The organism is Variovorax restrictus, assembly GCF_051216715.1.
Classification (GTDB): Bacteria; Pseudomonadota; Gammaproteobacteria; order Burkholderiales; family Burkholderiaceae_C; genus Variovorax.
In genome coordinates, this window is record NZ_JBPJZH010000002.1 from 120369 (window position 1) to 142889 (window position 22521).

Genomic DNA, 22521 nt, shown 5'->3' on the forward strand with positions numbered 1-22521 from the left:
TCAGAACATGTCGAAGTACTCGCGATGTTCCCATTCGCTGACGTCGAGGTTGAAGCGGGCGATCTCCGCTTCCTTGATGTGGCAGAGGTAGTCGACGAAGGTCTTGCCCATCTGTTCGTTGAGCATGGCGTCGTCGCGCAGGCAAACGAGCGCGTCGCCGAGCGAACGCGGCAACTGCTGCGCGGGCGTCTCGTAGGGCGCATCGGCCGACGGGCCAGGGTCGGTCTTGTTGCGGATGCCGTCGAGGCCGGAGAAGAGCTGCGACGCGAGGTACAGGTACGGGTTGGCTGTCGGCTCGCCCACGCGGTTCTCGATGCGCGTCGCCTTCTGGCCGACGCCGCCGAGCACGCGCAGCATCGCGCCGCGGTTGTCGCGCGCCCAGATGGCGCGGTCGGGCGCCAGCGAGAAGGGGCGGTAGCGGCGGTAGCCGTTGATGGTCGGGCTCGCGAGCGCCGCAGCGCCGCAGGCGTGTTCCTTCAGGCCGCCGAGGTAGTGCAGGCCGAGCGGGCTCAGGTCTTGGCCTTCGGCCTCCGGCATGAACGCGTTCACGCCGTCGCTCTTGCGGCGCAGCGACTGGTGCAGGTGCCAGCCGCTGGACATCACGTTCGGGATCTTCGGCCGGCACATGAAGGTGGCGTGGTAGCCCGCACGCTGGCAGATCTGCTTGATGGCGCTGCGCAGCAGCACCATGGTGTCGGCGGGCAGCACGCCCGCGGTCGGGCCGAAGGTCAGCTCGAACTGGCTGGGGCCGTATTCGATTTCCAATGAGCGCAGCGGCAGGCCGAGCGCGATGAGGTTGGAGCGCAGCAACTCCATCACCGGGTCGAGCCGGTCGTAGCGCAGCTCGGTGAGGTACTGGTGGCCGTGCGACAGCAGCGACACGCGCGGCGGCTCGCCCGGCTGGCCCGAATCGCCCAGGCCCAGGCGCGGGTCGTCGAGCTTGAAGACGTGGAACTCGACCTCCAGCCCGGCGATGAAGTCCAGGCCGAGTTCGTCGAGCTGTTTGACCGCGCGCTGCAGGATCTGCCGCGTGGCGAAGGGGCAGGGCTTGCCGTCGGCCATGTAGGCGTCGCACAGAACCCAGCCCGTGCGCGGCGACCACGGCAGCACCTTGAAGGTGGCCGGGTCGGCCACGACGGTGAAGTCGGCGCCGCCCTGGAAGCCTGGCAGCGCGAAGCCGCCGCCGGCGCTGAACACCGGAAACACGGTCTTGTGCGAGGTGTCCTTGGCGAGCAGGGTCGACGTGAGGTTCACGCCGTCCCACAGCGCGTCGCGCGCCTCGCTGGCCACCAGCGTCTTGCCGCGCAGGATGCCGTGCTGGTCGGGGAAGGCGAAGCGCACCACGTCGACCTCGCCGCTGTCGAGCCGGCGCACCAGCTCCTTCGCCTGCTGCTCCTGGTCGTCGGACCAGAGGCCGAAGCGGTTCACGAAATTGCTCATGGTGTGCAGTGCCTCACGCGGTGTGCAGTGCCTCACGCGCCGAGCCGTGCGGCGGCCCAGCTGGACTTCAGGCGCCGCTCGCGGTCGGCCTGCTGCCAGTACGCCTCGGGGCCGACCCCTTCGCCGGCCTTCTCGTTCACGCCGTCGATCGATGGCGGGCCCGACATGGCGGTGGCCTGTTCCTGGCCGATGACCATCGGCGCGCCTTCGCCGGCCTGCGTGCTTTCGATGGCCTTCACCAGCATGCGGCGGTAGGCAATGATCCCCTTGTCGGTCGTGCCCAGGTGTTCGCGCGTGCGGTCCTGGATCGGGCCTTGCGACTCGACGGCCCACTGGTCGTGCACGTTGATGTCCTCGCCCATGCCGGTGTAGGTCTTGGTGAGCTGTTCGTTGACGTCGTAGCCGTAGTCGTTGCGCTTGTTCTTGCGCGAGGTGTAGTTCGGCAGTTCGTACAGCTCCAGGCGCTGGTCGCGCATCTGCTGCTTGTCGACCGGGCCGGTGAAGCTGGTGAAGATCGCGTACCAGTAGCAGTGCGTGTCGTCGACCGGCACATGCCATTGCGAGATGGTCATCTCGGTGCTCATCGGGATCACGAAGGCCTGCGGGAACACGACGTTGGTGACGCGCACGTGCGTGTCGGTGTCCGACACCTTGCGCAGCGTGGTCAGGCGCATGCCGTAGTCGGTGCTGGCGACGTTGATCTCGGGCAGGTCGAATTCGCGCAGCACCTTGGTGATGGGCAGGTCGGAGTCGGCCGAGGCGCCACGGAACTGCTTGCCGTAGCTCTCGGACGTGTCCTCGTCCTCGAAGAAGCGGTGCAGGTACGACGCGTGCGCGGGGTCGATGCCCACTTCGAGCGCCTGCAGCCAGTTGCACTCGAACAGCCCCTTGAAGGCGAAGGTGTGCGAGTCGGGTGCGACGAAGCAGTCGAACTCGGGAAATGCGGGCGGCTCGCCTTCACCGATGTACGCGAAGATGGTGCCGCTCTTCTCGACCACTGGATAAGCCGCCTGCTTGATGCGCGTGCACAGCTTGCTGCCCACGGGCTCGGCGGGGGTTTCGAGACAGTTGCCCTTCGCATCGAACAACCAGCCGTGAAAAGGGCAGCGCAGGCCGCCGCCTTCGAGCCGGCCGAAGGCCAGGTCGGCACCGCGGTGCGGGCAATCGCGATCGAGCATGCCCAGTTGCCCGTTCTCGTCGCGGAACAGGACGAAGTGCTGACCCATCAGCTGCACGGGCTTCACCGGGCGCGGCCCGGCAAGCTCGTCCGAGATCGCCACCGGCTGCCAGTAGCGGCGCAGCAACTGGCCGGCGGGCGTTCCGGGGCCGACCCGGGTGATGAGATCGTTCTGTTCGGCGCTGATCATGCGTGGAGCTCCATCGAGGTTTTGACAGGCATGCATTGCATGCAATTGCATACATTGTCGAAGCTGTCTTTGTCGAAGGTCAATGTCTTTCTACGGATTTAGTGGGTTATCAGCCTGAAATCAGCGCTTCGAGCTCATTTTTGAGCGCACCTTTGATGTGCGTCAAGGTTCTGATTTGGGGTGCTGAGGGCAATGTATGCAACAACCGGACCAAGCGCTGTCTCCTGTGTGCATGCAGCCGCCGCTCCTTAGAATGGGTCTTCTTTGCTGCGCCTTGCGAATCCCATGGACTCCCAACAATCCCGCGTGCTGGTCCAGTTGCGCGACATGATCCTCAAGGGCGAATTCGTGCCCGGCGAACGGCTCGCCGAGATCCCGCTGGCCGAAAAGCTCGGTGCCTCGCGCACGCCGGTGCGGCTCGCGCTTACCAGCCTGGAGCACGAAGGCCTGATCGAGCAATCGCCTTCCGGTGGCTACCAGATGCGCCGCTTCACCTCCCGCGAGATCGCAGACGCGATCCGCGTGCGCGGCCTGATCGAAGGCTTCGCTGCGCGCCTGCTGGCGGAGGACGGTGCGCCGCGCCAGTTGATGCGCGACCTGAACGAATGCCTCGACGCCGGCGACAAGGCGGTGAACAAACCGACGATGGAACTGGACGACTACGCCGCCTACGTCGAGATGAACGACCGCTTCCACAAGCTCATCATGGACGGCTGCGGCAACTCGGCGCTGCGCCGCGTGATGGACATGCTCGACGGCCAGCCCTTCGCGTCGCCGAGCGCGATGCTGCCAATGCAATCGTCGATGGAAGAGGGCCAGCAATGGATGAAGCAGGCGCACCGCACGCACCATGCGCTGGTGCAGGCGATCGAGCGGGGGCAGGGGTCACGTGCGCAGGCGCTGGGCGAGGAGCATGTCGAGATTGCGCGGATGAATCTGGACTATGCGTTGGAGCGGCCGGAGCTGGCTGCTGAACTGATGCCTGGGATGCGGTTGGTGGCGGGGAAGGTTCGGGGCTGACGTTCTATCGTTGGTTCTGGTGAGGGCGCCCGGCAGGCGGTGCGGGCCGATCGACCCTGGTGCGCCGGCCGCTTCGCGGCTTCCCTGCGGTGCTCGCGCCATCGGCTGCGTCGCAGAACTCGCTGCGTTCACTTCGTTCTCTGCGCTCAGACAGCTGCGACGAGTCAGATGTTGAAGCGCGCTGCGCGCGCAGCCGATGGCGCTGCGCGCCTTGGCGACGCACAGGGGATCGCCCGGCCCGCACCGCCTGCCGGGCTTGGGGTGGCGCAATCGCTGCGCTCGCTGGAGAGAGGTGCACAACGGCCGCGTCCACGTCGGTGGGCGGTAGGCCTGTGGGCGGCTGTCCGGCTGCGGCGAGCACCGCAGCGAAAGGCGGATCAGGGCCGCGCGTGTTTGAGCGAAGCGAGTTTGCGCGGACCCCGCCTTTCGTGAGGAGCAGCAGCGAAGCCCGAAGGGCCGCAGTCGTCTGCCGCCCACAGGCCTACTGCCCGCCGACGCCCCCTCAACAACACCTCATTTTTTCGCCACCCCGCGCCCCGCATGCCGCTGCATCATCACCACGAACGCTTCCGCAGCCGGTGACAGCGCCATCCCCCGCCGCTGGTAAACATAGAACTGCCGCCGAATCTCCGGCCCGCGCAGCGGCACGAAGCGCACCTTGAAGTTGTCCGCGAACATGCGTGCGTAATCGGGCACGGCGGCCAGCCCCGAACCCACGCCCACCATGGCAAGTGCGGTCGTCAGGTAGCCGACCTCCACAGCGGTCTGCATCGACAGCGAGGCATCGTGCGACTGCAGGATGCGTTCGAGCTGGCGGTTGAACTCGCTCGAATAGATCACCCATCGCTCGTCGCGCAGCTCGTCCCACGAGACGCCGCGTCGTCCGGCCAGCGGGTGCGTCGCTGGGCACACCATGCGGATGGGCACGTCCATCAGGAAGGTGCGCAGGACGTCTTCGCCCACTGTGCGTTCGGGGCCGACGCCGATCTCGGCTTCGCCGCGGCGCACCACGCCCACCACGTCGTCGGTCGTCGCGTCCGTCACGCGCAGCCCGATGTCCGGGTGCGTCGTCGCGAACTCGCCCAACACCGTCGAGATCCAGGTGCAGCTCAGCATCTGAGGCGCGACGACCCGCAGCAGGCCGGTGCGCAGCGAGCGCAGGTCCGACGCGCCTTCGACCACCTGGTTCACGTCGTCGAGGATGCGGCGCGCCAGGGGCAGCAGTTGCTGGCCGGCTTCAGTCAGCGTGACGGCGCCACCGCGGTCGAACAGCACCACGCCCAGCGCCTCTTCCAACTGCTGCACCAGCATGCTCACGGCCGACTGCGTGAGGTTCACCTGCTTCGCTGCCGCGGTGAAGCTGCCGGCACGCGCCACGGCGGAAAAAGCGCGCATCTGGCGAAAGCTGATGTTCATGGCTGCACCAGGGTGGGACGGTCGAAGAAGGGCATGGCGCTCGATTATCAGAATGTCTGATGCCTGCATCAAAAGAATTGGCTTGATTGATGGTGACACCGCTTCGCAGAATGCGCCGCATGCACATCGCCGTCATCGGAACCGGCATCGTGGGCGTCTGCACCGCAGCATGGCTGCAGCGCGACGGTCACCAGGTCACCTTCATCGATCCCCTCGAACCGGGCGAAGCCTGCTCGTTCGGCAACGCAGGGTCGCTCTCGCCCAGCGCCTGCCTGCCGGTCGGCATGCCTGGCATGTGGAAGCGCGTGCCGCGCTGGCTGCTCGACCCGTTGGGGCCGCTCACCGTGCGCTGGCGGTATGCGCCGGTCGTGCTGCCCTGGCTGGTGCGCATGCTGCAGCATTCGAGCCGCGAAGAGGTCACGCGCATCGCCACCGCGCTGCGCACGTTGCTCGAGCCCATCTTCGATTGCTACGACCCGCTGCTGGAACACGCCGAAGCGCAATCACTGGTGCGCCGCAGCGGCTGCCTGTACGTCTACTCGTCGCGCGAAGCGGCGGCCCAGTGGCAGTGGGGCATGAACCTGCGCCGTTCGCTCGGCGTGAAGCTGGTCGACGTCGAGCGCGATGAGCTGGAGGCCCTGGAGCCCGACCTGAAGGGCCGCTTTCGCTTCGGCCTGCTGGCGCCGGACAACGGCTCGACGGCCGACCCGTCCGCGCTGGTGAAGGCGCTGCATGCGCGCTGCATGGCCGATGGTGCCAAGCAGAATGGGCAGAGCGTCGTGGGCTTCGAGCGCCAGGGTGCACGGGTCACCGGCGTGAAGCTCGATTCGGGCAACACGTTGGCCGTCGACGGCGTGGTCGTCGCCGCCGGTGCCTGGTCTGCGCCGCTGGCCGCGCAGCTCGGCGAGCGCGTGCCGCTCGAAACGCAGCGCGGCTACCACGTCACCGTGCGCAGCTCGAACCTCGCCTTGCGCCACACGGTGATGGCGGTCGAGCACAACCTGATGGTCAACCCGATGGCGATGGGCCTTCGGCTTGCGGGCACGGTCGAGTTCGCCGGCCTTCAGGCGCCGCCTAACTACGAACGCGCCGACGCGCTGCTGCAGCAGGGGCGCCACCTGTTCCCGCACCTCGACACCTCCGAAATCACACGCTGGATGGGCCACCGGCCCTGCATGCCGGACAGCCTGCCGGTGGTCGGCCGCGCACGCGGTGCCGACAATGCATGGTTGGCCTTCGGCCACGGCCATATGGGCATGTGCATGGGCGCCAGCACCGGCCGCGAGATAGCGCACTTGGTGGCCGGCCGCGCGCCGCAGGTCGACCTGACGCCGTTCCGGCCCGATCGATTCTGATGCCAGTGCCCGACACGTCACGCTGGGCCATCGGGGTCGACATGGGCGGCACCTTCATCGACGCTGTCGCTGTCGCCGACGACGGGCGCCTGGTCAGCCTGAAGCATCCGCGCGAAGCGGGAAAGCTGGCGGAACCCGTGCTGGCCGCCATCGACCGCCTCTGCGCCGAGAACGCCATCGCACCGCCGCAGGTGGCCCGTATCGTGCACGGTTCCACCGTGGTCACGAATCTGCTGCTCGAACAGAACGCCCCGCCGGTCGCGGTGCTGACGACCGCCGGCATGCGCGACGTGCTGGCGCTCGCCCGCCAGGAGCGGCGCGAGCTGTACCTGCCGGTCATCGCGAAGCCGACGCCGGACGAGCGCCTCTTCCCTGCGCACCTGCGCTTCGAGATCGCGGGGCGCATCGATGCGCAGGGTCGCGAGACGGCACCGCTCGCGCGCGACGACTTCGACCGCATCGTCGATGCCATCGCGCAGTCTGGCGTGCGTGCCGTGGCCGTGTGCCTGCTCTTCGCGCACCGCAATCCCGCGCACGAGCAGCGACTGCGCGACCTGCTCGCCGCGCGCCTGCCGGATCTGATGGTGTCGCTGTCGAGCGAGGTCGACCCGAAGCCGCGCGAGTTCGAACGCTTTCTCACCACCGCGCTCGACGCCTACGCCAAGCCAATGGTGGCCGACTACTTGCGCGAACTGGCGAGCGCGCTCACCACGCGCGGGTTGCCCGAACCGTTCCTGATGCGCTCCGAAGGCGGCACCGGCGCCTGGCCTGACGTAGCCGCGCGGCCGGTCGGCCTGGCGATGTCGGGGCCGTGCGCTGCGCTCGAAGGCGTGGCCGCAAGCCTGGGCGGGCGGGCTGGCGCAACGGCCGTGGTGATGGCCATCGACGTCGGCGGCACCAGCACCGACATCGGCATCGTCGAGCACGGCCGGCCGGCCTTCGGCGATGCGCTGCAGGTCGGCGAGCTGAGCCTTCGGCTGCGTTGCGCCGATGTCGAGTCGCTGCCGGTCGGCGGCGGCAGCGTGGTGCGCGCGCTGCCGGGCGGCGCGTTGCGGCTCGGTCCGCGCTCGCAAGGCGCGTGGCCCGGCCCGGCGGCCTACGGCCTGGGTGGTGAGCGCGCGACGCTGACCGATGCGCTGTGCGTGCTCGGTCGCTTGCCGGCGCAACTCGCGGGCGGCGTGTCGCTGGACCGCGCGGCGGCCGAAGCCGCATTGCAGCGCGACGCCGCGTTGCCACTGGGCATCGATGTGAAGGACGCGGCGCAGGCCGTCGTTCGCACCGCCGCGTCGGCGATGGCCGAGGCGCTGAAGATGCGCAGCTTCCAGCGCGGGCTCGACCCGGCCGACAGCCAGCTCGTGGCCGCTGGCGGCGGCGGCGCGCAGCACGCGGCGGAAGTCGCCGACCTGGCCGGCATGACGCAGGTGCGCGTGCTGCCGCAGGCCGGCGTGATCGCCGCGCTCGGCATGCTGTGTGCCGCACCGACGCGCACCGTCGAACAGGCCATGGACGTGCGGCTGGATGACGACCAGTTGCAGGCACTGCGTACGCAGGCTGATGCGCAGGGCCAGGCCACGCACTGGCACCTCGCGCTGTGCCACGCCGGCCAGGAATTCGCCATCGACGTGCCGTGGTCACCCGACACCGACGCGGTCGATGCGCTGGCCGAGCGCTTCGAACAGCGTCATACGCAACTGCGCGGCAACGTGCCGGTGCGCCAGGCCTTGCAAGTGCGCCAGATGCGCACCGTGTTCGAAGAGGCGCAGCCGCAGCCCGCGCCTTTCACCGTGCCCGCATCGGAAGCGGCTGCGAGCGCGTGGGCCGGCCTGCCGCCGTCGGGCAACGGCCCGGCCTCGCTCTTCGCCGCGCTGACCACCGTGTGGGTGCCCGACGGCTGGCGCTGGCAGCGCTTGCCCGATGATTCGCTGCTGCTCGAACGCAGCGTGGAGGTCGCTGCATGAGCGGCCTGAACGTCACCACCCGCATGGAGCCATTGCGCCTCGCGCTGCAGGGCGCCGTCGACCGGATGCAGACCGGCATGATGCGCGCCGCCTATTCGTCCATCGCCCGCGAAGGCGGCGACTGCGCGGCGGCCTTGTTCCTGCCCGACGGCCGGCTGCTGGCACAGGCGCGCTCGCTGCCGCTGCTCCTGGGCTCGTTGATTCCCGCGGTCGGCGGCGTGCTCGCGCGCTTCCCTGCCGCGTCGATGCGCGAAGGGGAGGGCTATCTGATGAACGACCCATGGTCCGGCGGCACGCATTTGCCGGACATCGTCGTGGTGCGGCCGGTGCTGCTCGACGGCCAGGTCATCGCCGTGGCCGCGACCTGCCTGCACCACCAGGACGTGGGCGGCATGACGCCGGGCTCCATCCCGCCGAACGCCACCGAGATCTACCAGGAAGGCCTGCGCCTTCCGCCGCTGCGCTGGCGCACGGCCGACGGCATCGATGCCGCCGTGCAGACCATCCTCGATGCCAACAGCCGCACGCCGGTCAACCTGCGGGGCGACCTGGCGGCGCAATGGTCGGCGGTGAGCCTCGGCGCGCGTGAACTCGCGGTGCTGGCCGAGCGCACCGGCGATGTGTTCGGGCCCGTGTGCGACGCGCTCATCGCGCAGGCCGAGCAGATGACGCGTGCCGCGCTGCGCGACGCGCCCGATGGCGACTGGGCCTGGCACGACCAGCTCGACGGCGACGGCGTCAGCAACGACCCGGTGCGCATCGCGGTACGTATCCGCAAGACCGGCGATGCCATCGACATCGACTTCGCCGGCAGCTCGCCGCAGGTGCGCGGGCCGGTCAACGCCTCGCCCGGCAGCGTGCTGTCGGCGGCGCTTTTCTTCATGCGCACGCTCGCGCCCGATGCACCGAACAACGCCGGTTGCCTGGCGCCGCTCACGCTGCATCTGCCGACTGGCAGCGTGTTGAACCCCGACTTGCCTGCCGCGGTGAACGCGCGCACAGCGACTGTAAAGATGGCCTGCAACGCGATGCTCGGCGCCTGGTTTCAGGCGAACGCGGGCGTGTCGGTGGCGCCGCATGCAGGCGTTGCGACCGTGATGTCGCTGAGCGGCACACGCGACGATGGCCGGCGCTGGATGCTCACCGAGATCATCGCCAGCGGCGCCGGCGCGAGCGCGCAGGGCGCCGGTACGCCGGGCGTGTCGACCGACATCGGCAACGCGCGCAACACGCCGGTCGAGGTGATCGAGAGCGAAGCGCCGCTGCAGGTGGAGTGCTATGCGATTCGCCACGGCTCGGGCGGCGCCGGCCTGCATGCGGGTGGCGACGGCGTGCGCCGCGTGTACCGCCTGCTCGAAGGCCGCGCGTCGCTGTCGTACCGCGGCGAGCGGCATGTGTCGCAGGCGCGCGGTGCGCAAGGCGGCGGCGCAGGTGCGTCTTCGGCCGCGCGCATCGAGCGCGCGAATGGAGCGGTGGAGACGCTGGGCGCACGCGCCCGGACCGAATGGCATGCCGGCGACCGTCTCGTGATCGAGACGGCCGGCGGCGGCGGCTGGGGCGCGATCGACGCTGCCACCGCGAACGACCCCCATGCAACGAACCCAGGAGTGAATCGATGAAACGCAGCCCCCTTCTTGTCCGCACCGCTCGCCGTGTTGCCCTCGGTGGCGCCCTGGCGCTGGCCGCCACCGCGCTGCTGCCTTCGATGGCCGCTGCGCAGAGTTTCCCGACCAAGCCCACCCGCATCGTCGTGCCCTTTCCGCCGGGCGGCAGCACCGACCTGCTGGCGCGGCGCATCGGCGAGAAGCTGGCGGCGGCCTGGGGCCAGCCGGTGGTGGTCGAGAACCGCGCGGGTGCCGGCGGCACGCTGGGCGCCGACTATGTCGCCAAGTCGGCTCCCGACGGCTACACGCTTCTCATGGGCGTGACCGGCAGCAACGCCATCGCCGGCGCGCTGTACCCCAAGCTGCCCTACGACGTGGTGAAGGACTTCGCGCCAGTGTCGCTGGTGGTCTCGTCGCCGCTGGTGCTGGTGCGCAACCCGAGTTTCGCGCCGAAGACGGTGCAGGAGCTCGTGGCCGCAGCCAGGGCCAAGCCGGGCTCGATCAGCTACGGATCGCCGGGCAACGGCACCTCGATGCACCTGACGGGCGAGATGTTCAAGCTGTCGGCCAAGGTGTCGATGCTGCACATCCCTTACCGCGGCAGCGCGGGCGCGTTGAGCGACCTGATGGGCGGGCAGATCGACACCATGTTCGGCGACTTCCTCGTCGTGTGGCCGCAGCTGGAAGCCGGCAAGCTGCAGCCGATTGCGGTGACGTCGAAGACGCGCCACAAGATGCTGCCCAACGTGCCGACCATCGCCGAGAGCGGCTACCCCGGCTTCGAGGCGCTGTCGTGGCAAGGCCTGTTCGCGCCGGCCGCCACGCCGCCGGCCATCGTCGAGCAACTGAACCGCGAAGTGAACAAGGCGCTGGCCAGCGCCGACATCCAGGAGTACTTCGGCTCGCGCGGCTTCACGCTGGGCGGCAGCAGCGCCACGGAGTTCAAGGCCTTCGTGAAGGTCGAGGCCGACAAGTGGGCCAAGATCGTCCAGGCGTCCGGCGCCAAGCCCGATTGAGCGATGGGCGCGATCACGCACATCGGGCCGCCGGTGGTCCGCGCGGGGAAGACACAACCGATCTCGCCGGCCGTGGTCGTCGAGGGCGCGCTGGTCTTCGTGTCGGGGCAGGTGCCGATGCGCGACGGGAAGCCCGCGGCGCCGGACATCGCGGGGCAGACGCATGTGGCGCTCGACATGATCGAGGCCATTCTCGAGCGCGCCGGTTGCACGCTGGCCGACGTGGTCAAGGCGACCGTGTGGCTGGTCGACGGGGACGACTACCCGGCCTTCAATGCGGCCTGGGGCGAGCGCTTTGCGCCGGAAACGGCGCCGGCGCGATCTACTGTCATTTCAGGGTTGATCGCGCCGGTGCTGGTGGAGATCGAAGCGGTGGCGGTGCGGCGCTGACCGCCACGGTCGATCAGAGCCCGGCAGCAGCCCGCAGGTCCGCGGCCTTGGTCGTCGCTTCCCAGGTGAACTCCGGCTCTTCGCGGCCGAAGTGGCCGTAGGCGGCGGTCTTCTGGTAGATCGGACGCAGCAGGTCGAGCATCTGGATGATGCCCTTGGGGCGCAGGTCGAAATGCTCGCGCACCAAGGCGGCGATCTGATCGTCAGGGATCACACCGGTGCCTTCGGTGTAGACCGTGATGTTCATCGGCTGGGCCACGCCGATCGCGTAGGCCACCTGGATCTGACACTGGCGCGCGATGCCGGCCGCCACGATGTTCTTGGCCACATAGCGCGCGGCGTAGGCGGCCGAGCGGTCGACCTTCGACGGGTCCTTGCCCGAGAACGCGCCACCGCCGTGCGGGCAGGCGCCACCGTAGGTGTCGACGATGATCTTGCGGCCGGTCAGGCCGCAGTCGCCTTGCGGGCCGCCGATGACGAAGCGGCCGGTCGGGTTGATCAGGTAGCGCGTGTTCTGCAGCCATTCCTTGGGCAGCACCGGCTTGATGATCTCTTCGATGATGGCTTCGTTGAACGAGGCCTTCATCTTGGTCGACGTCTCGCTCTGGTCGGGGTGGTGCTGCGTTGACAGCACCACGGTGTCGATGCTGTGCGGCTTGCCGTCGACGTAGCGCATCGTGACCTGGCTCTTGGCGTCGGGGCGCAGGAAGGGCAGACGGCCGTCCTTGCGCAGCTGCGCCTGGCGCTCGACCAGACGGTGCGCATAGTAGATGGGCGCAGGCATCAGCTCGGGCGTCTCGTCGCAGGCGTAGCCGAACATCAGGCCCTGGTCGCCGGCGCCGATGTTCAAGTGGTCATCCGATGCATGGTCGACGCCCTGGGCGATGTCGTTGGACTGCTTGTCGTAGCAGACCATCACGGCGCAACCCTTGTAGTCGATGCCGTACTCGGTGTTGTCGTAGCCGATGCGCTTGATGGTGTCGCGCGCGACCTGGATGTAGTCGACGTGCGCGTTGGTGGTGATCTCGCCGGCGAGCACCACGAGGCCGGTGTTGGTCAGCGTCTCGGCAGCCACGCGGCTGCGCGGGTCTTGTTCGAAGATCGCGTCGAGGATCGCGTCGGAGATCTGGTCGGCGACCTTGTCGGGGTGGCCTTCGGAGACGGATTCGGACGTGAAGAGGAAATCGTTCGCCATATGCTTTGAATACTCCAAAAAGTTGAAAGGCGCGTTGCCGATTCCTTTTGGAGCTCTGGCGAACGCTTTAGCAGACGGCCCGTTCGGCCAAGGCACAATCGCGCGGCGCTTGTGCGTGTCGCCCTGCAAGTAGTTCCATAACTCAGCGACAATTTCATTCTATTCCAGCCCGGCCGCCCCTGCACTGGGCCATCAAGCGGGCAACCTCCCCCCACTTCCCCGAATGACCTTCCTGTTCCGATTGCTCGCCCGCGTGCCGCTGCCCTGGATGCAGCGGTTCGGCGTGGCCTTCGGATGGCTCGTGTGGTGGGCGGCGCCGGACTACCGGCGGCGCTTTCGCAGCAACGCCGAGGCGGCGGGCTTCACACCTGCGCAGTACCGGCCGGCCATCGGCGCGGCCGGTGCGATGGCCGCCGAACTGCCCTGGCTGTGGTCGCGTCCGCGCGGCGAGAGCGTGCTGCCGCGCATCGTGCGCTGGGAAGGTACCGAAGACTTCGAGGCGGCGATGAACGAACGCAAGGGTGTCATCTTCGTCACGCCGCATCTTGGCTGTTGGGAACTGTGCGGCCAGGCGGTGGCCGAGCGCTACGAGCGCACCTATGGACCGCTGACCGCCTTGTTCCGACCCCCGCGCAAGGCCTGGATGGCTGAACTGGTGAAGGGCTCGCGCGACCGCGCCGGTCTGCAGATGCTGCCGACCAGCGTGGCAGGCGTTCGGGGCCTCATGCGATCGCTGCGCGCGGGCGGCTACACCGGCATGCTGCCCGACCAGGTGCCGCCGCTCGGGCAGGGCGTGTGGGCGCCGTTCTTTGGGCGGCCGGCCTACACGATGACTCTGCTGCAGCGCCTCGCGCAGCAGACCGGCGCGCACGTGTTCCTGTGCGTCTGCGAGCGCCTGCGCGGGGCGCGCTACGCGATCCGCTTCGAAGCCTTCGACGGCACGGCGATGAGCGACCCGGGCTCGACGCCCGAGCAGGCGGCGGCGGCGCTCAACCGCGGCGTGGAGGCGCTGATCCGGCGCCTTCCCGGACAGTACGTCTGGGACTACGCGCGCTTCAAGCAACCCAAGGCCGAAGCGCCCGAAAGCGCGCTGGTATGAGCCTCGGTAGCCGTCTGGGCATCGTCTTCATGCGGGCGATGGCCCATGTTCCGCTGCGGATGTCGCGCGGGTTCGGTGTGGCCCTCGGCCGTCTGCTGCATGCGGCGGCCGTGTCACGTCGGCGTGTGGTCGATGTCAACCTGGCCCTGTGCTTTCCGCAGAAGTCGGCGGCCGAGCGGCGGCGCATCGCTCGCGAGACCTTCGTCTTCGTCGCGCAGTCCTGGCTCGACCGCAGTTGGCTGTGGCATGCGCCGGAAGCGGTGGTGCGACAGCGCCTGCGCGTGGTCGGGGCGGCGCCCGAGATCGAGGAGATGGCGCATGGCAGCGCGCCGATGATCCTGTTCGCGCCGCACTTCTACGGGCTCGACGCGGCAGCCACGGCGCTGACCATGCACACGGCGCGGCCGTCCACCACCATCTACACGACGCAGCGCGATCCGCTGATCGACGACTGGATCCGCGAAGGCCGCAAGCGCTTCGGCAATGTCATCACGCTCAACCGCACCGAGGGGATCAAGCCCATCGTGGCCGGGCTGCGCAAGGGTGGGTTGCTGTACCTGCTGCCCGACATGGACTTCGGACGCGACCAGACGGTCTTCGTGCCCTTCTACGGCGTCCAGGCCTCGACCATTCCGTCGCTCTCGCGCTTCGCGCGGCTGGGCAAGGCGAAGGTGGTACCGATCGTCTCGCGGCTGACCCCCACCGGCTACGACATCGAGGTGCTGCCGGCCTGGCAGGACTTCCCGAGCGACGACGCGGTGGCGGACACGGCGCTGATGAACCGGCGCCTGCAGGGCTACATCGACGCGATGCCGTCGCAGTACTACTGGGTGCACCGACGCTTCAAGACGCGTCCCGAAGGCGAACCACCCGTCTACTGAGTTCGCTCGATGAAGGCAGCGATCTCGGCGATCACCCGCTGCGGTTGCTCGTGGACGATCCAGTGCGTCGCGTCGGGGATTTTCACCACCTCAAGTGCGGGCACGTAGTCGTCGAGCCCGTCGAGCAGCCCGGGCAGCAGCGCGGTGTCGTCGAGCGCCCAAAGCACCAGCGTCGGTACGTCGACCGTCAGCCGCTCGCGCGGCAGCAACGGGATCGCGTCGATCGACTGGCCCTCCTGCGGCGGCTTCAGCGGTGTCACCGCATAGAGGTTGCAGGCGCCGCGCAGTCCCGCACCCCACAGCGCGCGGTACTGATCCTTGACCGTCTCGGTCAGCCAGCCGAAGCGCTCGGCGCCCGCACCCATCGCCGTGAAGAAGGGCCACATTCGCCGGTAGTCGTCTTCGGCGAGCAGCGCCGGCGCGTCCGTGCGCGCGAGGAACTGCATGTAGGCACTGGCCTTCTGCTGCGCGGGGTTCTCGCGCAGTTCTCGCGCGAAGGTGCCGGGGTGGGGCGAGTTCAGGATGACCAGGCGCCGCAACTGCGTCGGGAAGGCATTGGCGAAGCCCCAGCCGAAGGCGCCGCCCCAGTCATGCGCCACCAGCGTGTCGATGACGCCGTCGGCGCTTTCGGTGGCGGCGAGCTGGTGGATGTCCTGCACCAGCAGATGGGGCCGGTAGTCTGCGACGGCAGGCGGCGCGCTGGACTTTTCGAAACCGCGCAGGTTGGGCGCAATGCAGCGGTACCCGCCGTGGGCGGGCTGTGCGAAGTGTTCCAGCAGTTCGTCCCAGATGAAGGCCCCCTCGGGGAAGCCGTGGAGGAACAGCATCACCGGGCGGCCGGGGGTGCCGCTCGCGCGGCAACTGAGCGTGATGCCGTTGGGCAGCGTGCGCTGGAAGGTTTCGATCATGCGGGGTCTCCGGTCAAGGGCGCAGGGCCGGCCGACCGGTGCCGCGGCGTCAGGGCTCGGGGTGGGCCCAGCGCCAGAGCAGTTCGGCGGCCTCGTCGACGCCGTGCTTCTTCAGCGCCGAGAACAGTTTGACCTCGCCGCCGCCCGCCTGCAGTCGCACGATGGACAGCGCCTTGGCCCCTTCGGAGCGGGTCAGCTTGTCGGACTTGGTCAACAGCACGAGGAACTTCAGCCCGGCCTCGACGCGTGGGCGGATCACCTCGAGCAGGATCTCGTCGAGTTCGGTCATGCCGTGGCGCGGGTCGCACATCAGCACCACACCGCGCAGGTTCTCGCGCGTCATGAGGTAGTTGCCCATCACGCGCTGCCAGCGCAGCTTGGCTTCGCGCGGCACCGCGGCGTAGCCGTAGCCGGGCAGGTCAGCCAGCACGGCGTCGTCGACCTTCTGCTTGCCGACGCCGAACAGGTTGATGTGCTGGGTGCGGCCGGGCGTCTTGGAGGCGAAGGCCAGGCGGGTCTGTTGCGTCAGCGTGTTGATGGCCGTCGACTTGCCGGCATTGGAGCGCCCGACGAAGGCAATCTCGGGCAGATCGAAGGCCGGCAGGTGCTCCAGCTGGGGGGCGCTGGTGAGGAAATGGGCGGTGTGCAGCCAGCCCATGGCTGCGCGAATTCGGTCGGGTGCAGGCGCCGCCGACGGCGTTGCGGTGGCCGGTGAGGGCGCAGGGGAGGTCATGAGAAGGCTTTCGGTACGATGCACCATTGTAGAATCGCGGGGTTTTGCGCCACAAAAACGAGCCCCCCGATATGAAGTTGTTCGCCCATTTCCTGCTTGCAGCCCTCATGGGTGCCGCTGTCGGTGCCGCCTCCGCCCAGGCTCCGGCCAAGCCCGCGAAGCCCGACTTGGCCAAAGGCGAGGCGGCCTACACCGCCAAGGCTTGTGCCTCCTGCCACAACGCCGACGGCAACTCGGCCATCGCCGCGAACCCCAAGTTGGCCCAGCAGCATCCGGAATACATCCTCAAGCAATTGCAGGAGTTCAAGTCGGGCAAACGCAAGAACGCCGTGATGCAGGGCATGGCGGCCACGCTCAGCGACGAGGAAATGCGGGACGTGGCCTGGTTCGTCGGCTCGAAGACGGCCAAGCCCGGCTTCGCCAAGGAGAAGGATCTGGTTGCCCTCGGCGAAAAGATCTACCGTGGCGGCATCGCCGACCGCACGATCCCGGCCTGCGCCAGCTGCCACAGTCCGAACGGGGCCGGCATGCCGGCGCAGTACCCGCGCCTGGGCGGCCAGCATGCCGACTACACCGCGGCCCAGCTCGTCGCCTTCCGCGACGGCGTCCGTGCCAACAGCGCTCAGATGACCGGCGTCGCCGCCAAGCTGAACGACCGCGAGATCAAGGCGGTGTCGGATTACATCGCCGGCCTGCGCTGATAGCGGCGTCCTGCGCGTGAACTAAGCGCCGACAAACCAACCCAACCAGGCGGGCCGATCCAGACGGATGGCCCGCCTTTTTGCTTTTCGCAGCCACCGTTCGTCCTTTCCGCACCTCGCATGTCAGTTTCCACCCACGGTCTCCGCGTCCGCCGCGGCCCCCAGGCACTTCGCGCCGGGGTGGAGCTGTTCTCGTCGATGCGCTTTGCGATCGCCCTGCTGACGATCATCTGCATCGCCTCGATCATCGGCACGGTGCTCAAGCAGCACGAGCCCTTCGGCAACTACGTCAACCAGTTCGGGCCGTTCTGGGCCGAACTGTTCCGTGCCGCGCGCCTCGACGCGATCTACAGCGCCTGGTGGTTCCTGCTGATCCTCCTGTTCCTGGTGATCAGCACCTCGCTGTGCATCGCACGCAACACGCCGCACATCCTGAAGGACCTGAAGACCTTCAAGGAAGACATCCGCGCGCAGAGCCTCAAGGCCTTCGGCCAGCGCGCCGCGACCACGCTCGGCGAAGCGCCCGAGGCGGCGGCGCAGCGCATCGGCGGGCTGCTGACCGGGGGCGGCTGGAAGGTCAAGCTGCAGCACCGCGAAGGTGCCGGCTGGATGGTCGCGGCGCGTGCCGGCGGCGCACACAAGCTTGGCTACATCGCCGCGCACAGCGCGATCGTGCTGATCTGCATCGGCGGCCTGTTCGACGGCGACCTGGTGGTGCGCGCGCAGACCTGGTTCAACGGCAAGAGCGTGTTCACCGGCGGCGGCATGATCGCCGACGTGCCGGCCGAGCACCGGTTGTCGCCGTCCAACCCGACCTTCCGCGGCAACATCCTGGTGCCCGAAGGCGGCCGCTCGAGCGTGGCCATCCTGAACCAGTCCGACGGCGTGCTGCTGCAAGAGCTGCCCTTCGCCATCGAGCTGAAGAAGTTCATCGTCGACTACTACTCGACCGGCATGCCCAAGCTCTTCGCGAGCGAGGTGGTGCTGCACGACCGCGAGACCGGTGCCGAGGTGCCCGCACGCATCGAGGTCAACCACCCGGCGAGCTACAAGGGCGTGGAGATCTACCAGTCGAGCTTCGACGATGGCGGATCGACCGTGAAGCTCAAGGCGGTGCCCATGGGCGCGGCGGCCAAGCCCTTCGAGCTCGAAGGCACCATCGGCGGCAGTTCCGACATCACCAATGGCAGCGATAAGCTGACGCTTGAATACGTCGCGCTGCGCATCATCAACGTGGAGAACTTCGCCGACGAGGCGAATGGCCCGATGACCAGCGGTGCCGACGTGCGCAAAGTGGACCTGCAGCACAGCCTCGAGTCGCGCCTGGGCGCGGCCAACAAGACCAATAAGCCGAAGGTGCTGCGCAACATCGGCCCGAGCATCGGCTACAAGCTGCGCGACGCGGCCGGCCAGGCACGCGAGTACCAGAACTACATGGTGCCGACCGATACCGGCGACGGCCAGCCGGTGTTCCTGCTGGGGATGCGCGAGCGGCCCGAAGACCCGTTTCGCTACCTGCGCGTGCCGGCCGACGAGAACGGTTCGATGGATGGCTTCACCCGCATGCGCGATGCGCTGGCCGACGATGCGCTGCGCGCGCGCGCGGTCGATCGCTACATCGCGCGCGCGACCGATCCGCAGCGCCCTGAGCTGGCCGAGCAGCTGCGTGCTTCCACCACGCGCGCGCTGGCGCTGTTCGCCGGGACCGAGCGCGTCAAGGCCGATGCGACCAGCAAGGGCGGCTGGCAGGCCATCGCCGAATTCATGGAGACGAACGTGCCCGAGGCCGAGCGTGCGCGCGCCGGCGCGGTGCTGGTGCGCATCCTCAACGAGGTGCTGTTCGAGGTGCTTAACCTGAGCCGCGAGCGCGCCGGCTTGGCGGCCTTGCCCGGCGACGACAAGTCGCAGGCCTTTCTCACGCAGGCGGTGCTGGCCATGAGCGACGCGCATTTCTACCCGGCGCCCTTCGCGATGATGATGACCGACTTCAAGCAGGTGCAGGCCAGCGTGTTCCAGGTGGCACGTGCCCCTGGGAAGAGCGTTGTCTACCTCGGCTGCCTGTTGCTGATCATCGGCATCTTTGCCATGCTCTACGTGCGCGAACGCAGGCTGTGGATCTGGCTGGTCCCCGAAGGTGCGAGCGGTAGCGGTGCCACGATGGCCTTCTCGGTGAACCGCCGCACGATGGACAGCGACCGCGAATTCGACAATCTCAAGAACAAGCTGCTCGACCTCCACAAGGAACCGGCGCCATGACGACCACGACACTGACCCTCAACGACAGCTGGCTGACACGCCGCAACGCCCTCGACTGGGTGTTCGCGGCACTGGTCGTGGCCGGGGGGCTCTTCGCCTTCTCGCGCTACGCCGCATCGATGGACATCTACGAGAAGGCGATCCTGCTGGGCACCATGCCCGCGATGGTCTGGCTCGGCTGGTTCTGGCGGCCGTTGCGCGTGCTGGCCGTCGTGGTCGCCGCCGCGGCGGTGCTCGCCATCACGTCCTACCAGGGCGACCTGGCGCGGGCCGACACGGTGTTCTGGCTCAAGTACTTCCTCTCGAGCCAGTCGGCGATCCTCTGGATGAGCGTGCTGTTCTTCATGAGCACGGTCTTCTATTGGCTGGGCCTGTTCGGCGGCAAGCAGGGCGATGCGCTGGAGCTGATCGCGTCGCGCCTCGCGTGGGCGGCGGTCACGATGGCGCTCATCGGCACCATGGTGCGTTGGTACGAAAGCCACCAGCTCGGCCCGGACATCGGCCATATTCCCGTCAGCAATCTGTACGAAGTCTTCGTGCTGTTCTGCTGGCTCACCGCAGCGTTCTACCTCTACTTCGAAGAGCGCTACGCCACGCGCGCCATGGGTGCGTTCGTCATGCTGGTGGTCAGCGCGGCCGTGGGCTTCCTGCTCTGGTACACGCTGGTGCGCGAAGCCCACGAGATCCAGCCGCTGGTGCCTGCGCTGCAGAGCTGGTGGATGAAGCTGCACGTGCCGGCCAATTTCATCGGCTACGGCACCTTCGCGCTGGCTGCGATGGTGGCCTTCGCCTACCTGATCAAGGAACAGGCGCAGGAGACGCGCTGGTACAAGCTCACGCCGATCTGGCTGCTGGGCGTGGCGCTGTGCTTCGTGCCGGTGGCCTTTCGTCAGCGGGTGCAGGAGGCGGGCGGCAGCTACTGGGTGGTCTACGCGGGCATCTCGGCGCTGATCGCCGCGGGCATCCTGCTCGGGCGTAAGCGCATCGCGGCACGCTTGCCGGCCAACGAGGTGCTGGACGACGTCATGTACAAGTCGATCACGGTCGGCTTCGCCTTCTTCACCATCGCCACGGTGCTCGGCGCGCTGTGGGCGGCGGACGCGTGGGGCGGCTACTGGAGCTGGGACCCGAAGGAAACCTGGGCGCTGATCGTCTGGCTCAACTACGCAGCCTGGCTCCACATGCGCCTGGTCAAGGGCCTGCGCGGCACCGTGGCGGCCTGGTGGGCGCTGGGCGGCCTGGCGGTGACGACTTTCGCGTTCCTTGGCGTGAACATGTTCCTGAGCGGGCTGCACAGTTACGGCACGCTCTGATCCAACGGCGGGCGCGCTGCGTAACCAAATCGGCTTCAGCCACGAATTGAGGGTGAACCACCCCGTTATTGAAAGGCGCGTCATGCCCCCCCGTTCCCATCAAGATCTCGTCGACCGCGGCTTCATTCACGCGACCTCCAGCGACATCACACCCCGCGCGGCCTACGAAGGCCGTCGCGACATGCTCAAGCTGCTGGCCGGCGGTGCGGCCGGCGCCGCGCTGGCGTCGTGGGCCGCACGCGATGCGCTGGCACAGACCGTCGCGCCCGGCAAGCTGGCGGCGCTGAAAGGCGTGAAGTCCAGCGTGGCCGGGGCCCAGACGATGGAGAAGCTCACCGACTACAAAGACGCGTCGACCTACAACAACTACTACGAGTTCGGTGTCGACAAGGCCGACCCTGCCAAGAACGCAGGCACGCTCAAGACCCGCCCCTGGACCGTCGAGGTCGAGGGCCTGGTGAACAAGCCGGGCAAGTACGGCATCGAAGACCTCCTCAAGCTCAGCGCACAGGAAGAGCGCATCTACCGCCTGCGATGTGTGGAAGGCTGGTCGATGGTCATTCCGTGGGTCGGTTATTCGCTGGCCGAACTCATCAAGAAGGTCGAGCCGCAGGGCAGCGCGAAGTACGTCGAGTTCGTCACCCTGGCCGATCCGAAGACCATGCCCTACGTCGGTTCGCGCGTGCTCGACTGGCCCTATGCCGAAGGCCTGCGCATGGACGAGGCGATGCACCCGCTCACACTGCTGACCTTCGGCATGTACGGCGAGGTGCTGCCCAACCAGAACGGCGCGCCGGTGCGCCTCGTGGTGCCGTGGAAGTACGGTTTCAAGAGCGCCAAGTCGATCGTCAAGATCCGCTTCGTCGAGAAGGAGCCGGGCACCGCGTGGAACAAGGCCGCCGCCAACGAGTACGGCTTCTATTCCAACGTGAACCCGAATGTCGACCACCCGCGCTGGAGCCAGGCGACCGAGCGCCGCATCGGCGACGGCAGTGGCCTCTTCGCCAAGCGCACCAAGACGCAGCTCTTCAATGGCTACGAAGCGCAGGTGGGGCAGCTCTACGCGGGCATGGACCTGAAGAAGTTTTACTGAGCGCGGGCCTCGCTTGATCCAGACCGTGAACAGGCTGCTGCTGCACCCGGCCGCCAAGCCGATCGTCTTCCTCGCGTGCCTGGCGCCTTTCGCATGGCTCGTCTACGGCGCCTTTACCGATGGGCTCGGTGCAAATCCCGCGGAGTACCTGATCCGCTCGGCTGGCGACTGGACCCTGCGCTTCCTGTGCATCGTGCTGGCCGTGACGCCGCTGCGCGTGATGTTCAAGCTCAACGGGCTGGCGCGCTACCGGCGGATGCTCGGGCTGTTCGCGTACTTCTACGTCGTGATCCACCTTTTGAGCTACGGCTGGTTCGACATGGGCTTCGATGTGCCCGAGATCGCCAAGGACATCGCCAAGCGGCCGTTCATCCTGGTCGGCTTCGCCGCCTTTGTGTTGCTCACGCCGCTGGCAGCCACCTCGTTCAACCGCGCGATCAAGGCCCTGGGCGCCAAGCGCTGGCAGCGGCTACACAAGCTGGTCTATGTGATCGCCGGGCTGGGGCTGCTGCACTTCTTCTGGCTGCGCGCGGGCAAGAACAATTTCGACGAGGTGTTCGTCTATGCCGGCATCGTGGCTGTGCTGCTGGCTTGGCGCGTGTGGCACTTCGTGCGCCAGAAGCAGGCCGCGGCGTCGCGCCCCGCAGCCGTGCCGCGCGCGCACCCCTTGAAGTGAGGGGGCTGCGCCGCGGCTGGCGTCAGAACGTGTGAAGGAACCGTCGTGAGCGCCCCGAGCTCGCGTCGAGGACCGGAGCCGCACTGGCGTGCGGTGAGGA

The 22521-nt window shown here is 68.1% G+C and carries 19 protein-coding genes; 13 read left to right on the forward strand and 6 right to left on the reverse strand.

Annotation, left to right across the window (positions count from 1 at the left end; all coding sequences use genetic code 11):
• Both ACSFA0_RS15105 and ACSFA0_RS15110 read right to left on the reverse strand, forming a co-directional pair.
• Positions 1-1440 carry a glutamine synthetase family protein gene (locus tag ACSFA0_RS15105; protein WP_435451090.1) on the reverse strand — a complete coding sequence of 480 codons (1440 nt, stop codon included), beginning with the start codon at positions 1438-1440 and terminating at the stop codon, positions 1-3.
• 32 nt (positions 1441-1472) lie between these two features.
• On the reverse strand, positions 1473-2807 hold the full coding sequence (locus ACSFA0_RS15110; RefSeq protein ID WP_435451091.1) for an aromatic ring-hydroxylating dioxygenase subunit alpha: 1335 nt from the start codon (positions 2805-2807) through the stop codon (positions 1473-1475).
• A 285-nt stretch (positions 2808-3092) separates the two neighbouring features.
• Here ACSFA0_RS15110 and ACSFA0_RS15115 point away from each other — a divergent pair, with 285 nt between their 5' ends.
• Entirely contained in the window at positions 3093-3827 is a 735-nt protein-coding gene (locus ACSFA0_RS15115; RefSeq protein ID WP_435451092.1) for a GntR family transcriptional regulator, read from the forward strand.
• A gap of 513 nt (positions 3828-4340) precedes the next feature.
• On the opposite strand, the gene ACSFA0_RS15120 is transcribed toward ACSFA0_RS15115, so the two are convergent.
• The gene (locus ACSFA0_RS15120; protein ID WP_435451093.1) at positions 4341-5243 is read right to left on the reverse strand and encodes a LysR family transcriptional regulator; all 903 of its coding nucleotides are present in this window, start codon (positions 5241-5243) and stop codon (positions 4341-4343) included.
• A 119-nt stretch (positions 5244-5362) separates the two neighbouring features.
• On the opposite strand from ACSFA0_RS15120, the gene ACSFA0_RS15125 reads away from it, so the two are divergent.
• From ACSFA0_RS15125 to ACSFA0_RS15145, 5 genes are read left to right on the forward strand one after another with little or no spacing between them, the layout of a single operon-like run.
• On the forward strand, positions 5363-6598 hold the full coding sequence (locus ACSFA0_RS15125) for an NAD(P)/FAD-dependent oxidoreductase (protein ID WP_435451094.1): 1236 nt from the start codon (positions 5363-5365) through the stop codon (positions 6596-6598).
• A complete protein-coding gene (locus tag ACSFA0_RS15130) occupies positions 6598-8556 on the forward strand; it encodes a hydantoinase/oxoprolinase family protein (RefSeq protein WP_435451095.1) in 1959 nt (652 codons plus the stop codon). Before ACSFA0_RS15125 ends, ACSFA0_RS15130 begins: the two co-directional genes overlap by 1 nt.
• Positions 8553-10175 carry a hydantoinase B/oxoprolinase family protein gene (locus tag ACSFA0_RS15135; RefSeq protein ID WP_435451096.1) on the forward strand — a complete coding sequence of 541 codons (1623 nt, stop codon included), beginning with the start codon at positions 8553-8555 and terminating at the stop codon, positions 10173-10175. Before ACSFA0_RS15130 ends, ACSFA0_RS15135 begins: the two co-directional genes overlap by 4 nt.
• Positions 10172-11176 carry a tripartite tricarboxylate transporter substrate binding protein gene (locus tag ACSFA0_RS15140; protein ID WP_435451097.1) on the forward strand — a complete coding sequence of 335 codons (1005 nt, stop codon included), beginning with the start codon at positions 10172-10174 and terminating at the stop codon, positions 11174-11176. The genes ACSFA0_RS15135 and ACSFA0_RS15140 overlap by 4 nt, the downstream gene beginning before the upstream one ends.
• 3 nt (positions 11177-11179) lie before the next feature.
• Positions 11180-11566: a RidA family protein gene (locus ACSFA0_RS15145; RefSeq protein ID WP_435451098.1), complete on the forward strand. Its 387-nt coding sequence runs from the start codon at positions 11180-11182 to the stop codon at positions 11564-11566.
• A gap of 13 nt (positions 11567-11579) precedes the next feature.
• Here ACSFA0_RS15145 and metK read toward each other — a convergent pair whose 3' ends face one another.
• Positions 11580-12761, reverse strand: a complete 1182-nt coding sequence (gene metK, locus ACSFA0_RS15150; protein WP_435451099.1) for a methionine adenosyltransferase — start codon at positions 12759-12761, stop codon at positions 11580-11582.
• Positions 12762-12984: 223 nt separating this feature from the next.
• Between metK and ACSFA0_RS15155 the strand changes: the two genes are divergently transcribed.
• Both ACSFA0_RS15155 and ACSFA0_RS15160 read left to right on the forward strand, forming a co-directional pair.
• A complete protein-coding gene (locus tag ACSFA0_RS15155) occupies positions 12985-13860 on the forward strand; it encodes a lysophospholipid acyltransferase family protein (protein WP_435451100.1) in 876 nt (291 codons plus the stop codon).
• Positions 13857-14741, forward strand: a complete 885-nt coding sequence (locus tag ACSFA0_RS15160) for an LpxL/LpxP family acyltransferase (RefSeq protein ID WP_435451101.1) — start codon at positions 13857-13859, stop codon at positions 14739-14741. Before ACSFA0_RS15155 ends, ACSFA0_RS15160 begins: the two co-directional genes overlap by 4 nt.
• Here the strand turns inward: ACSFA0_RS15160 and ACSFA0_RS15165 are convergent.
• Complete coding sequence (locus tag ACSFA0_RS15165) at positions 14735-15649, reverse strand: alpha/beta fold hydrolase (RefSeq protein WP_435451102.1); 915 nt, start codon at positions 15647-15649, stop codon at positions 14735-14737. The genes ACSFA0_RS15160 and ACSFA0_RS15165 overlap by 7 nt on opposite strands.
• A 49-nt stretch (positions 15650-15698) precedes the next feature.
• Positions 15699-16382 (reverse strand): ribosome biogenesis GTP-binding protein YihA/YsxC, encoded by a 684-nt coding sequence (gene yihA / locus ACSFA0_RS15170; RefSeq protein ID WP_435451103.1) that lies wholly within the window; start codon positions 16380-16382, stop codon positions 15699-15701.
• Between the two features lie 71 nt (positions 16383-16453).
• Here yihA and ACSFA0_RS15175 point away from each other — a divergent pair, with 71 nt between their 5' ends.
• The 5 genes from ACSFA0_RS15175 to ACSFA0_RS15195 all read left to right on the forward strand — a co-directional run bounded on the left by ACSFA0_RS15175 (position 16454) and on the right by ACSFA0_RS15195 (position 22421).
• On the forward strand, positions 16454-17083 hold the full coding sequence (locus tag ACSFA0_RS15175; protein WP_435451104.1) for a c-type cytochrome: 630 nt from the start codon (positions 16454-16456) through the stop codon (positions 17081-17083).
• Between the two features lie 120 nt (positions 17084-17203).
• Positions 17204-19339, forward strand: coding sequence for a cytochrome c biogenesis protein ResB (locus ACSFA0_RS15180; protein WP_435451105.1), 2136 nt, complete (start codon positions 17204-17206; stop codon positions 19337-19339).
• Positions 19336-20652 carry a c-type cytochrome biogenesis protein CcsB gene (gene ccsB / locus ACSFA0_RS15185; RefSeq protein WP_435451106.1) on the forward strand — a complete coding sequence of 439 codons (1317 nt, stop codon included), beginning with the start codon at positions 19336-19338 and terminating at the stop codon, positions 20650-20652. The genes ACSFA0_RS15180 and ccsB overlap by 4 nt, the downstream gene beginning before the upstream one ends.
• Before the next feature lie 82 nt (positions 20653-20734).
• Positions 20735-21745 carry a protein-methionine-sulfoxide reductase catalytic subunit MsrP gene (msrP, locus tag ACSFA0_RS15190; RefSeq protein WP_435451107.1) on the forward strand — a complete coding sequence of 337 codons (1011 nt, stop codon included), beginning with the start codon at positions 20735-20737 and terminating at the stop codon, positions 21743-21745.
• Positions 21746-21770: 25 nt separating this feature from the next.
• A complete protein-coding gene (locus ACSFA0_RS15195; protein WP_435451108.1) occupies positions 21771-22421 on the forward strand; it encodes a protein-methionine-sulfoxide reductase heme-binding subunit MsrQ in 651 nt (216 codons plus the stop codon).
• Positions 22422-22521 lie beyond the last annotated feature (100 nt).